Below are 11,030 nucleotides of genomic sequence, written 5' to 3' on the forward strand. Positions count from 1 at the left end.
TCAGGGCGCGTGCAGCCAGTGCACGCTGAACAGGCGCGCGGGATCGGTCCACACCGGCCCCGGACGGAAGCCGGCGCGCCGCGCCAGCGCGCGCAGGCCCTCGATGGTGAACTTGTACGAGTTCTCGGTCTGCAGGCTCTCGCCTTCGTCGAGCGAAAAGCGCTGGCCGGCAAACGCGACCTCCTGCCGCACCCGGCTCAGCAGGTGCATCTCGATGCGTTGCCGCGGCGCGTTATAGCAAGCGTAGTGGGCGAACTGCGGCAGCACGAAGTTGGCGCCCAGCTCGCGGTTGGCGCGCGCCAGCAAGTTCAGGTTGAAGGCCGCGGTCACGCCTTGCGCGTCGTTGTACGCGGCGTGCAGCACCTGCGGATCCTTGACCAGGTCGGCGCCCAGCAGCAGCGCGCCGCCGCGCAGCATTTCGGCCGCGCGCTGCAGAAAGACCAGCGCTTCTTCGGGCGTGAAGTTCCCGATGGTGGAGCCGGGAAAGAAGCCGATGCGCTGGCCCGTGCCGCGCGCCGGCGGCAGCTGCAGCGCCTGCGTGTAGTCGGCCACGACGGGTTGCACGTCGAGCCCCGCGAATTCGCCGCGCAGGATGCCGGCGGCGTCGCGCAGATGCTCGCCCGAGATGTCGATCGGCAGGTAGCGCGCCGGCGCCTTGAAGGCCTGCAGCAGCAGCCGCACCTTGCGCAGCGAGCCGGCGCCGAATTCGACGATCTCCGCCCCGCGCCCGGCCAGCGCCGCGATCTCTCCCGCGCGGTCCTGCAGGATCTGCAGTTCGCTGCGCGTGGGGTAGTACTCGGGCAGCTCGCAGATGCGGTCGAACAGCCGCGAGCCCTCGATGTCGTAGAAGTACTTGGGTGAGATGCTGTGCGGGCGGGTCGCCAGACCAGCGATGAGGTCGCGGGCGAATTCGCTCAGCATGCACCGTCCTTGGCAAGCCGCAGCCCGCTGAATTGCCAGCGCGCCGCCGGCGCAAAGAAGTTGCGGTAGCTCGCGCGCGCATGGCCGGGCGCGGTGGCGAGGCTGCTGCCGCGCAGCACGACCTGGCCCACCATGAACTTGCCGTTGTATTCCGCGACGGCGCCGCTCCACGGCCGATAGCCAGGGTAGGGGTCGTACGAGGAGCGCGTCCACTGCCAGGCGTGGCCATTCATCTGGCGGATGCCGGGCAGCTCGCAGGCCGCCTCCCATTCCGCCTCGGTCGGCAGCCGCGCGCCGGCCCATTCCGCATACGCCGCTGCCTCGTAAAAACTCAGGTGCAGCACCGGCGCGTGAACATCCAGCGGCCGCACGCCGTCGAGGCCGAAGACCTGCCACTGCGACGAGGGGGCGCGCGGGTCGTCCGGCGCCAGCCAGTAGGACGGCGCCTGCCACTGCTGCGCCTGCGCCAGGGCCCAGCCATCGGACAGCCACAGCGCCGGCCTGCGATAGCCGCCATCGGCGATGAAGTCGGCGTACTCGCCGCAGGTCACCAGCCGGTCGGCGATGCGATACGGCTGCAGCCAGGCGGTGTGCCGCGGCCCTTCGTTGTCGAAGGCAAAACCCTCGCCCGCATGGCCGATGCGCACCGGCCCGGCCGGCCCGGCCAACCACTCGAGCGCGGGCGTGGCGGTGGCCAGCCGCAGCGCGGGCGCATCCACCGGCTCGTACGCGGGCAGCAACGGATTGCACGACAGCGCATGGAGGATGTCGGTGAGGATCAGCTCCTGGTGCTGCTGCTCATGCTGCACGCCCAGCTCGATGAGGGGCTGCGCGGCGCGCCACGTGTCGCCGTCGGCCTGCGTCATCAGCTGCTCCATGCCGGCCTCCACGTGCGCGCGGTAGCGATGCACGGAGGCCAGCAGCGGACGCGTCAAGAGGCCGCGCTGCGGCCGCGGATGGCGCGTCCCGAGCGACTCGTAGTAGGAGTTGAACAGGTGGTGCCAGCGCGGCTCGAACACCTGGTAGTCGGGCGCATGCGCCGCCAGCACGACGGCCTCGAAGAACCAGCTCGTGTGCGCGAGGTGCCACTTGGTGGGACTGGCCTCGGGCATCGACTGCACGCACTGGTCTTCGGGCGACAGCGGCGCGGCGAGGGCGACGGTGCGCGCGCGCACGGCCGCGAAGCGCTCGGCCAGAGCCTGCCGGCTGGCGCCCGCCGGCATGACGGGCCCCGCGGCAATGGGATTCGAGGACATGGATCCGGCCTCCTGGTGTGCAGCGCGTCTGCTGCCGCAGCGCCGCCGGTTGAGTGGATTCCCTGCCGGATCATTACAGCACGGCGGGGAAATTCGCGGGCCCGTGGGGCCGCGGGGCTTCAGTCGTGCTGGTGCAGGGCCACTTGCTCGCGCAACAGCCGCCAATGCCCCCAGCGACTGGGGCTGTCGTCGACGCGCACGAACAGCACGGGCTCTTCGCACGCCGACCACTTGGCGCAGTTCTGGCTCCACTTGCGCACCTGCCCCGGCGGAACGTACAGGTAGACGGCTTGCGCATGAACAGGCGCGCTGCCATCGGCGACCAGGGGATGGGGAAAGATCACCGGCGGCGCGACCTTGCCCTTGATCACGATGCGTCCATAGACGCCGGGGCGCAGCGGGCCGCCGGTCGTGGCATTGCGCCAGTCCTCCGGCTCCCGCGCGGCCACGGCCGTGGCAGCCAAGCCGCCAAGCAGCAGGGCTGCGGCGGCGAACACGGACCTGGACGGGAATGACTTTGCGCTCGTTGTCATGACAGCTCCCTTGGAACTGCCGTGTTCTACCCAAGCGCTGCAGTAGCCCCGTGTAGGCGGCCGTGCGCGGCTGCACAAGGCGGCGTCCGACGTCGAGTCGAAGAAGTCCTACAGAACAATTTGCAAGGCCAGTACTAACTTGCCCGCACGCTCAGGCCCCGTATCGTTCGCGCGCCAAGGCCGCGCCCTTGCCGAGTGCCTCGAGCTTGCGCAGCGCAATGCCACGGTCCATGGGTGCCAGGCCGCAGTTGGTGCAAGGAAAGAGGCGGTCGCGGGCCACGAACTGCAGGGCACGGCCTATGGTTTCGGCCACCTGTTCCGGCGTTTCCACCTCGGGGCTGGCAACGTCGATCACGCCGACCATCACGTCCTTGCCCGCCAGCAAGGCCATCAGGTGGGGCGGCACGTGCGAGTGATAGCACTCGAGGCTCACCTGGTCGATGCGGCTGGCCGCAAGCGCGGGAAACACCTGCTCGTACTGGCGCCATTCCTCGCCCAACGTCTTCTTCCAGTTGTTGTTGGCGTCGATGCCGTAGCCGTAGCAGATGTGGACGGCCGTGGTGCAGGTCAGCCCCTCGGCCGCGCGTTCGAGCGCGCGCACGCCCCAATCGGCTGCGTCGCTCATGTAGACGTTGAAGGCCGGCTCGTCGAACTGGATGACGTCGACGCCGTCCGCCTGCAGCGCCCGCGCCTCCTGGTTCAGCAGTTCGGCAAAGGCAAAAGCCATCTTCACGCGGTCGCCGTAGTAGCGATCGGCCACCGTATCGACGATGGTCATCGGCCCCGGCAGCGTGAACTTCAGCTTCTTCTTCGTGTGCGCGCGGGCCAGCCGCGCCTCGAAGGCATGCACCCGCCCTTTCAGCCGCAGCGGCGCCACGACCTGCGGCACCATCGCCTTGTAGCGGTCGTTGCGGATGCCGATCTCCACCTGGTGCGCGAAGTCGATGCCATCGACCTGCTCGAGGAAGCCGTGCACGAAGTGCTGGCGCGACTGCTCGCCATCGGTGATCACGTCGAGACCGGCGTCTTCCTGGACCTTGATCCAGAGCAGCGTGGCGTCGGCCTTGGCCTGCTGCAGCGCCTGGCCCTGGGCCCGCCACTGCGGCCAGAGCTTGTTGGTTTCGGCCAGCCACTCCGGCTTGGGCAGGCTGCCGGCGATCGTCGTTGGGAACATGCAGTGGTCTCCTGGGCCGTTGATTACTTCGGTGCACCTATGATCGTGGCACCTTACCGCAAAAGCCCAGCCCCACGCACCCATGCGCACCCTGCCCGATCCGGAGAAAGCCAAGCCCTGTGTCCTCGTGATCGACGACGACGAAGCGGTCGCCTGGGCCATTGCCGGCCGCCTGGGCCCCGACTTCCACGTGGTCGGTTTGAGCGACCCCGCCCAGGCCGTGGAGACGGCTCGCACGGAATTGCCCGGCGTGATCCTGTGCGACATCAACATGCCGGGCCTGCAGGGCGACGAGGTCGCATTTGCGCTGTCGCAGGACGCGCGCACGGCCGGCGTGCCCCTGCTCTACCTGACGGCGCTGGTCGGCCCCGAGGAAGCGCCCGACCTGGAAGGCGTGTTCGGCGAGTACCCCACCTTGTCCAAGAGCGCCAGCACCGAGGAATTGCGGGCAGCGGTGACGATCGCGCTGGGCTTGGCGCGGGACTAAGGTTGTAGTTGTCGCAGGCCGGATGTCCGCCTTGGACTTGCGTCCCCAACGCGAGTCTTACCTGGCTTCGCGCATTGCCTGCGCCAGCAATTCATACGACCGGCGCTGCGCCAGCGGATCCCAGGTCCAGGTGATGACGACGACCTCGTCGATCTGCAGTTCTTCGGCGAGCGCGCGCAGCCGCGCAAGCACCTGAGGGCCCGTGCCCACGATCGCCTTGCGCCGCAGCGTCTGCCGGTAGGCCTCCTCGCCCGCCGTGTACTCGCGTGCGGCCTCCTGCGGCGGCAGCAGCGGGCCGAAGCGGCCGATCTGACGGTCGACGCGGGCGCGCTCGCGGCTGGCGAACAGGTGCCACGCTTGCTCCTCGGTGTCCGCGGCGAGGGCCCAGACGCAGATGTTGGCCTGCGGCTTGTCGATCACGCCCGGCTTGAACATGTGCCGGTACAGTTCCAGCCCCTCGGCAGCACCCTCGCCTTCGGTGATGAAGTACGCGAAGGAATACGGCAGGCCGAAGTGCCCGGCCAACTGCGCCCCATAGCCCGAGCTGCCCAGCATCCACAGCTGCGGCTCGGTGCTGCCGCGCGGATAGGCCGACACGCCGCGGCCGGGATGGCCCCCGGGCAGATCCTGGCCGCTCACCCAGGCGTGCAGATCGCGCACCTGCTGCGGGAAGTCGTCGGCCGCGCGGGCATTCGAATTGAGCAGCATCGCCGTGCGCTGGTCGCTGCCCGGCGCTCGGCCCACGCCCAGGTCGATGCGGCCCGGCGCCAGCGCATCCAGCACGCGAAACTGCTCGGCGACCTTGAAGGCCGAGTAGTGCGGGAGCATCACGCCGGCGCTGCCGATACGGATGCGCGAGGTGCGCACCGCCACGGCCGCCATCAGCACTTCCGGTGCGGTGCCGACGATGGTGGGCAGCGCATGGTGTTCGCTCAGCCAGAAGCGCTCGTAGCCGAGGCGCTCGCAGTGCTCCGCCAGCGCGACGGTGTTGCTGATGGATTCGTCCTGCGGGCGACCCGCGCAGGCAACGGACTGGTCGAGGACGGAAAGGCGCAGGGCAGCGGTCATGCCGCCATTGTCTGCGTCAGGCGAGGTGCTCGTTCCACTCGTGGAAAGTGCAGCGGCCCACCACGCCATTGAGCATGAAGGGGTCGTCGCGGGCGAACTCCTCGGCAGCGGCGCGGGATGTGAAGACGCCCAGCGCGCCCACCGGCGGCACGCCGTAGGGGCCGGCCATCAGCATCACGCCGCGGCCATGGAACTCGCGCACGCGGGCCAGGTGATTGGCCATGTGGACGGGCACCCGCTTCAGGCCGTCCTCGGCCAGTTCGTAGAACATCAGGACTTTCATCGGCTGGCTCTCCTTGGCTTGGCGACAGGGTAACGCGGCCTCACGCCTGGGCGGTGCGCAACTCGCGTACGCCCTTGCCCAGGCGCCGGCGCAGCAGCGTCCCCAGCGTGAGGCCGTCGGCATAGCCGACCTGCTCGGCAATGCGATCGAGGTTTTGCGGGCTCGTCTTCAGCAGGTGCACGGCGCGCTCCACGCGCAGGTCCTGGAAGTACGACAGCGGCGACTTGCCCAGCACCACGTTCATGCGCCGCGCCAGCGTGCGCTTGCTGGTGGCCAGCGCGCTGGCCGCGTCGTTCAGCGAAAACCCCTGGTCCAGGCGGCCACGCGCCCACGCCTCGAAGCGTTCCACCAGCGGATCGGTATGCGCGAGGTGATCGGGAATCGCGTACGCCGACTGCGAAGGGCGCGGGTCGACCACGAGGTAGCGCGCGGTCAGCGCCGCCAGCTCGGGGCTGGCCTGTCGCACGAGCGCCAGCGCCAGGTCGATGTGGCTGAGCGCAGCGCCCGAGGTGAGGAAGCCCCCCGAGTGCACCAGCATGCGCGAGTCCTCCAGCCGCACCTCGGGATAGCGCTGGCGGAACAGGGGCGCGAGCCACCAGGTGGTGGTGGCGTGCTGGCCAGCGAGCAGCCCCGACTCGGCGACCACGAAGGTGCCGATGCAGGCGGCCGCGATGCGCGCGCCGCCGGCATGCCACTGGCGCAGCGCGGCGGTGGCGTCACGGACGTCGGGCCGGTCCAGGGCGGCCACCAGCGGACCGGGCATCTTGGTGCCGATGGCAGGCACGACGATCCAGTCCGGCGACTTCAGTTGCCCGGCGGGCACCACCGGCACCGTCAGGCCGAGCGCGGTCTTCACCCGCCGGCGCAAGCCGACCAGGCGCGCGTCGAAATGCAGCGAGGCGAGGCCCTGCATCTCGGCCAGTTCGTTGGCGGTGGCGAAGGCATCCATCACCGCCGCCAGCCCGGTATCGAAGGCACCGTCGAGCGCCAGAACGGAGATTTGCATATTGGCAGGATCGCTATGGAACCAGTCCATTCTGACCATTCCAGGCGCGTCTTGCCAGGCCTACAGTGCGCATCGGTCTGCCGCTTTGGCGGGTCCACCCAGGAGAGCCTCATCATGATCACGCACGCCCTGTTCGCCCGTCTCGAAGCCAAGCCCGGCAAGGAGGAAGCGGTCGCCGGCTTCCTGCAGGCCGGCCTGCAGATGGCGCGCGACGAACGCACCACCCCGATCTGGTTCGCGCTGCGCTTGTCGCCCAGCACCTTCGGCATCTTCGACGCCTTCGAGAACCAGCAAGGGGTGGACGCGCACCTGAACGGACCGATCGCGCAGGCGCTGATGGCCAAGGCCGACGAGCTGTTCTCCAAGCCGCCGTCCATCGAGCGCATCGACGTGCTCGGGCTGAAGAACGTCGGCTCGTCCTGAGGCCGGCAAGCTCGCCGGCATGGCCATCCGCATCGTCCGCCTCGGCACCCCGCGCGCACCCGGCGAGGGCCTGCGGCTGGGCACGGTGCGGCGGCCGCCGCGCGGGGTGCCCAAAGAGGAATTCGCGGCGCGCGACTTCTACGACGTGTGGCTGCCCAACCTCGCACCCAGTGCGGAGCTGATGACGCACGGGCGCGCCGCCGCCGACGACCAGCAGTGGGCCGCCTTCCGCCGCAAGTTCCAGGCGGAGATGAAGCGGCCCGAGGCGAGCCATGTGCTCGATACGCTGGCGGCGCTGTCGCACCAGACGGCGTTCTCGCTCGGATGTTATTGCGAGGAGGAGCAGCACTGCCACCGGTCGGTGTTGCGGCAGTTGCTGGTGGAGCGCGGCGCGGAGATTTCGTGAAGGTCATTGCGGCCGCGAGGGATGTCATTGCGGAGCGCGGAGGATGTCATTGCGGAGCGCGGAGGATGCCATTGCGGGGCGCGGAGGATGTCATTGCGGGCTTGACCCGCAATCCACGCGGCAATCGATCACAGGCCGTCGTGGATCCCGGGTCAAGCCCGGGATGACATCCAACGGGCGCGGGATGACATCCGAGGGTCCCGCTACAAGCGATTGTGAATCGCCGTCGCCGCGATCGCCGCGTGCCCTGCCGCCACGCTGATCTGGTTCAGGTCGACCGCCACGTCGCCCGCGACATACAGGCCGGGCACCGTCGTCTCCTGGTGCGCGTCCACCTCCAGCTGGCCGTTCTCGCGGGCGCGGGCACCCAGCGCCGTCGCCAGCTCACACACATGCCGCAGGCCCAGCGCGGGATACAGCGTGTCGAACTCCAGCACCTGGCCGTTCTGCAGCTCCACGCGCACGCCGCAGTTCTCCAATCCGCAGTCGATGCGACGCGGCGGGCTTTCGGCCAGGCGCACGCCGGCAGCGCGCAACTGCGCGAGCTGCGCCGGGTCGACCTCCTCGTGCGTCGCCATGGCGAGCCAGGTGACCTGGTTGTCGAAACCGGAGATGAAGAGCGACTCGCGCAGCCCGTGGCCGGATCGCCCAAGCACCGCGACCCGCTGGCCCTGCGTCTCGAAGCCGTCGCAGATCGGGCAGTAGCGCACCTGCCCGGCCAGCATGGCGTCGCGGATGCCATCGATCTCCGGTTCGACGTCGCACGCACCGGTGGCCAGGATCGCGAAGCGGGCCCGCCAGGCGCGCCCCTGCGCTTCGGCACGGAAGCTGCCGTCCTCCAGGCGCTGCAGGCTTTCCACCGTGGCCTGCTCGGTGGGTGTGCCGTACTTGCGCGCGTGCTCGCGCATGCGCGCCAGCAGTTCCGCGCCTTCGATGCCGTCCGGAAAGCCCGGCACGTTGCGCGTGCGCGGAATGCGTTGGAGGCGACTATGCCCGGCATCGACGATCAGGGCGCGCCGCTGGTAGCGCCCCAGGTACACGGCGGCCGTGAGGCCGGCGGCGCCGCCGCCGATGATCAGGCAATCGAGGAGTTCTTCGGGCATGCGGGAATCAGGGAGACCATGGGAGCTTCTTCGTGACCATCAGCCAGAAGATCAGCAGGAAGACGGCAAAGGCGGCGAGGCCCAGGCCGGTCCACCAGTGAAACATGCGGTCGTAGCCAACGGGCACGGGTGCGCCTCGCAGTTCCGCGTCAGCGGCGACCTTGTGCATCCGGATCTGCAGCACCACGACGGGCAGCCAGCAGGCGATCGCCACGGCGTACAGCGAGAGCGACCACGCCACCCAGGGAGTGCCCAGGGGCAGGCTGAGTTTGTTGACCAGGGCGATGCCGCTCACCGGCTGCAGGATGGCCGTCGGCGTGGTGAGCAGCCAGTCGGCCAGCACCACGTTGCGCGTGCTGCTGGCCACCCCCGCGATGTGCCGCCGCAGCGTCGCCGCGAACAGGTGGAAGGCCGAGCCGATGCCGGCGCCGAACAGAATCGTGGACGAGAGGATGTGCACCCACTTCAGCACCAGGTAGTCCATCAGCGTCGCCTCGGGGCTCGCGGCTCCAATGCCCAGAGCAAGCCGATCAGGGCCAGCAAGGGGATGTTCTTGGAGATCGGGCCATAAGGATGCAGCCAGTACTGGCGCAGGAACACCGTGATCAGCACCGTGTAGCCGGCGATCAGTGCCACTTGCGCGAGCCAGAGCCAGCGGCGCCAGCGGGCCGGCGCCGCCAGGGTCAGCACGCCGAACAGCAGGTCGAGCGCCGCCGCGCCATAGAGCGCGAAGGTCGCGATGCGCCCGTGCAGCCCCACGCCCGCCAGCAGCTCGTAGCTGCCCTGCACGGGGTACAGGCCGAAGGACACGATGGCCGTCCAGATCCAGAGGAACGCCAGGGCCGCGCGGAGCACCGGCGTCCAGAGATCCAGCACCGCCATGCGCCGCGTTGCTTCGCGCGTCTCCGGAGCGATGAAATTCTCCGGCGGCCGCGGCGCCCGCCCCAGCAGAGAGGGCAGCGCGTTGTGCTGCGTGGCGTTGCCCGCCAGCAGCATGTCCGCGGTCTCGCGATCGAGCATGCTCCCCGGCAGGTGCGCGGCGAGACTGGCACCGAGGCGGAACAGACTGGCCGGAAGCGGCAGCATGCGCAGGCGCCCTGCTTCACCCAGGCCGTGTCGCAACTGCGAGAGATAGGCAGCAAGCGCGATCGGCTGGGGGCCCGCGAAGACCAGCGTCTCGATCGCCGGCGGCGGTTGCTCCACGACGCGCACGATGCCGGCGACCAGGTCGGCGATGTGCACCGGCTGCACCTGCATGCGGCCGCCCTCGGGAAAGGGCAACAGCGGTGCCACCGCCAACTTGTTGAACAGGGCCGCGCTGGTGCCGCCGGGGCCGTACACCAGCGAGGGCTGGACCACCGCGCCCCGCAGCGGCAGGGTGCGCAGCACGTCGTCCGCCGCCCTCTTGCTCAGGTGATAGGCGGAGCGCGCGTCGCCATCGGCTCCGAGCGCCGAGACCTGCACCACGGTGCCGACCCCGGCTGCCGCGCAGGCGTGGAACAGCTCGCCGGGCGCATCGCTGTGCAGGCCGCGGAAGTTCTGCCCGCGCTGCTCGCGCAGGATGCCCACCGCATTGACGACGACGTCGATGTCCTTCAGCCGCGGCAGCCACCATTCGCGGCGCGGCACCATCGCGAAGTCCACCAGCAGCGTGTCGGTCGCGCCGGGCGGCGGATGGCGCAGCCCGCGCACGACGCGATGTCCCCGCTGCCGCAAGGCATGCGCGACAGCGTGGCCGATGAAGCCGGAAGCACCGGTGACAAGAACGCGCATGGCGGTGGCGGGCAAGGAGCCGCCAGTCTAGGGCCTGTTCGCGGCGGCGCGGGTCACTGGGCCGGTTACCCTTTGAGAAGCCGAGCCCCCGGCGCGCCGCGCCTTGCCTAGACTCGGCGCAATGAGCACCTGGAAACAAGCAATGCGCGAGGGCCTGGTCTCCGGCAGCCTCGCGAGCGTCTTCTCCGCCCTGTACCTGGCCTGGGCCGGGGCGCGCCGCGGCGTGCCGGCCGCCCCGGTCAACGCGGTGAGCCACTGGTTTTTCGGCGACCGTTCGCTGCGGCAGGACGCGCCCAGTCTCACCTACACGCTCACGGGCTATCTGACGCACCACGGCGCCTCGCTGTTCTGGGGAGTGCTGCATGCCAAGGCCTGGGGCACGCGGGCGATCGCGAAGCAGCCGCTGCCGGCCGCGGCCGGTGCGGTGGCCGCCGCCAGCGTCGCCTGCTTCGTCGATTACCAGCTCACGCCCAAGCGCCTGACGCCCGGCTTCGAGCATCGGCTGGCGCGGCCCGACATGACGGGGGTCTACGCGTGCTTTGCGCTGGGCTTGCTGGTGGGCAGCCTGGCCATGCGCAGCAGGCGCTAGGAGCCTGG

The 11,030-nt window shown here is 69.8% G+C and carries 14 protein-coding genes; 4 read left to right on the plus strand and 10 right to left on the minus strand.

The genetic code is table 11. The annotated features are described in order from the left end of the window. From egtD to JWP60_RS09840, 4 genes are all read right to left on the minus strand, one after another. Positions 1–921 (minus strand): L-histidine N(alpha)-methyltransferase, encoded by a 921-nt coding sequence (gene egtD, locus JWP60_RS09825; RefSeq protein ID WP_299789922.1) that lies wholly within the window; start codon positions 919–921, stop codon positions 1–3. Further along, positions 915–2,144: an ergothioneine biosynthesis protein EgtB gene (egtB, locus tag JWP60_RS09830; protein WP_299790202.1), complete on the minus strand. Its 1,230-nt coding sequence runs from the start codon at positions 2,142–2,144 to the stop codon at positions 915–917. The genes egtD and egtB overlap by 7 nt, the downstream gene beginning before the upstream one ends. 152 nt (positions 2,145–2,296) lie before the next feature. Next, on the minus strand, positions 2,297–2,710 hold the full coding sequence (locus tag JWP60_RS09835) for a hypothetical protein (RefSeq protein WP_299789923.1): 414 nt from the start codon (positions 2,708–2,710) through the stop codon (positions 2,297–2,299). A gap of 151 nt (positions 2,711–2,861) precedes the next feature. After that, a complete protein-coding gene (locus tag JWP60_RS09840) occupies positions 2,862–3,884 on the minus strand; it encodes a methionine synthase (protein WP_299789925.1) in 1,023 nt (340 codons plus the stop codon). 82 nt (positions 3,885–3,966) lie between these two features. Here JWP60_RS09840 and JWP60_RS09845 point away from each other — a divergent pair, with 82 nt between their 5' ends. Continuing rightward, positions 3,967–4,371: a response regulator gene (locus JWP60_RS09845; RefSeq protein WP_299789928.1), complete on the plus strand. Its 405-nt coding sequence runs from the start codon at positions 3,967–3,969 to the stop codon at positions 4,369–4,371. A gap of 57 nt (positions 4,372–4,428) precedes the next feature. On the opposite strand, the gene JWP60_RS09850 is transcribed toward JWP60_RS09845, so the two are convergent. The 3 genes from JWP60_RS09850 to JWP60_RS09860 are packed head-to-tail and all read right to left on the minus strand — an operon-like array spanning position 4,429 to position 6,728. Next, the gene (locus JWP60_RS09850; protein WP_299789931.1) at positions 4,429–5,439 is read right to left on the minus strand and encodes an LLM class flavin-dependent oxidoreductase; all 1,011 of its coding nucleotides are present in this window, start codon (positions 5,437–5,439) and stop codon (positions 4,429–4,431) included. Positions 5,440–5,455: 16 nt separating this feature from the next. Beyond that, positions 5,456–5,722, minus strand: a complete 267-nt coding sequence (locus JWP60_RS09855; protein ID WP_299789934.1) for a YciI family protein — start codon at positions 5,720–5,722, stop codon at positions 5,456–5,458. Positions 5,723–5,762: 40 nt separating this feature from the next. Continuing rightward, a complete protein-coding gene (locus tag JWP60_RS09860; RefSeq protein WP_299789937.1) occupies positions 5,763–6,728 on the minus strand; it encodes a helix-turn-helix domain-containing protein in 966 nt (321 codons plus the stop codon). 114 nt (positions 6,729–6,842) lie between these two features. Here JWP60_RS09860 and JWP60_RS09865 point away from each other — a divergent pair, with 114 nt between their 5' ends. Next, positions 6,843–7,151, plus strand: a complete 309-nt coding sequence (locus JWP60_RS09865) for an antibiotic biosynthesis monooxygenase (RefSeq protein WP_299789940.1) — start codon at positions 6,843–6,845, stop codon at positions 7,149–7,151. A 19-nt stretch (positions 7,152–7,170) separates the two neighbouring features. Beyond that, entirely contained in the window at positions 7,171–7,557 is a 387-nt protein-coding gene (locus JWP60_RS09870) for a DUF488 family protein (protein ID WP_299789943.1), read from the plus strand. 203 nt (positions 7,558–7,760) lie between these two features. Here the strand turns inward: JWP60_RS09870 and JWP60_RS09875 are convergent, their stop codons facing one another. From JWP60_RS09875 to JWP60_RS09885, 3 genes are read right to left on the minus strand one after another with little or no spacing between them, the layout of a single operon-like run. Further along, positions 7,761–8,660, minus strand: coding sequence for an NAD(P)/FAD-dependent oxidoreductase (locus tag JWP60_RS09875; protein WP_299789946.1), 900 nt, complete (start codon positions 8,658–8,660; stop codon positions 7,761–7,763). A 7-nt stretch (positions 8,661–8,667) separates the two neighbouring features. Next, positions 8,668–9,144: a DUF2269 domain-containing protein gene (locus JWP60_RS09880; RefSeq protein ID WP_299789949.1), complete on the minus strand. Its 477-nt coding sequence runs from the start codon at positions 9,142–9,144 to the stop codon at positions 8,668–8,670. Next, positions 9,144–10,448 carry an SDR family oxidoreductase gene (locus JWP60_RS09885; protein ID WP_299789953.1) on the minus strand — a complete coding sequence of 435 codons (1,305 nt, stop codon included), beginning with the start codon at positions 10,446–10,448 and terminating at the stop codon, positions 9,144–9,146. Before JWP60_RS09885 ends, JWP60_RS09880 begins: the two co-directional genes overlap by 1 nt. Before the next feature lie 106 nt (positions 10,449–10,554). Here JWP60_RS09885 and JWP60_RS09890 point away from each other — a divergent pair, with 106 nt between their 5' ends. Further along, the gene (locus JWP60_RS09890) at positions 10,555–11,022 is read left to right on the plus strand and encodes a hypothetical protein (RefSeq protein ID WP_299789957.1); all 468 of its coding nucleotides are present in this window, start codon (positions 10,555–10,557) and stop codon (positions 11,020–11,022) included. The last annotated feature ends 8 nt before the right edge of the window (positions 11,023–11,030 follow it).

Origin of the sequence: Ramlibacter sp. (genome assembly GCF_028291745.1) — a bacterium.
GTDB lineage: Bacteria > Pseudomonadota > Gammaproteobacteria > Burkholderiales > Burkholderiaceae_C > Ramlibacter.

What these genes read in the sequence shown, in the direction of transcription:
- egtD (WP_299789922.1), bottom strand. Translation starts at nt 921, where the DNA reads ATGCTGAGCGAATTCGCCCGCGACCTCATCGCTGGTCTGGCGACCCGC.
- egtB (WP_299790202.1), bottom strand. Translation starts at nt 2,144, where the DNA reads ATGCCGGCGGGCGCCAGCCGGCAGGCTCTGGCCGAGCGCTTCGCGGCC.
- JWP60_RS09835 (WP_299789923.1), bottom strand. Translation starts at nt 2,710, where the DNA reads ATGACAACGAGCGCAAAGTCATTCCCGTCCAGGTCCGTGTTCGCCGCC.
- JWP60_RS09840 (WP_299789925.1), bottom strand. Translation starts at nt 3,884, where the DNA reads ATGTTCCCAACGACGATCGCCGGCAGCCTGCCCAAGCCGGAGTGGCTG.
- JWP60_RS09845 (WP_299789928.1), top strand. Translation starts at nt 3,967, where the DNA reads ATGCGCACCCTGCCCGATCCGGAGAAAGCCAAGCCCTGTGTCCTCGTG.
- JWP60_RS09850 (WP_299789931.1), bottom strand. Translation starts at nt 5,439, where the DNA reads ATGACCGCTGCCCTGCGCCTTTCCGTCCTCGACCAGTCCGTTGCCTGC.
- JWP60_RS09855 (WP_299789934.1), bottom strand. Translation starts at nt 5,722, where the DNA reads ATGAAAGTCCTGATGTTCTACGAACTGGCCGAGGACGGCCTGAAGCGG.
- JWP60_RS09860 (WP_299789937.1), bottom strand. Translation starts at nt 6,728, where the DNA reads ATGCAAATCTCCGTTCTGGCGCTCGACGGTGCCTTCGATACCGGGCTG.
- JWP60_RS09865 (WP_299789940.1), top strand. Translation starts at nt 6,843, where the DNA reads ATGATCACGCACGCCCTGTTCGCCCGTCTCGAAGCCAAGCCCGGCAAG.
- JWP60_RS09870 (WP_299789943.1), top strand. Translation starts at nt 7,171, where the DNA reads ATGGCCATCCGCATCGTCCGCCTCGGCACCCCGCGCGCACCCGGCGAG.
- JWP60_RS09875 (WP_299789946.1), bottom strand. Translation starts at nt 8,660, where the DNA reads ATGCCCGAAGAACTCCTCGATTGCCTGATCATCGGCGGCGGCGCCGCC.
- JWP60_RS09880 (WP_299789949.1), bottom strand. Translation starts at nt 9,144, where the DNA reads ATGGACTACCTGGTGCTGAAGTGGGTGCACATCCTCTCGTCCACGATT.
- JWP60_RS09890 (WP_299789957.1), top strand. Translation starts at nt 10,555, where the DNA reads ATGAGCACCTGGAAACAAGCAATGCGCGAGGGCCTGGTCTCCGGCAGC.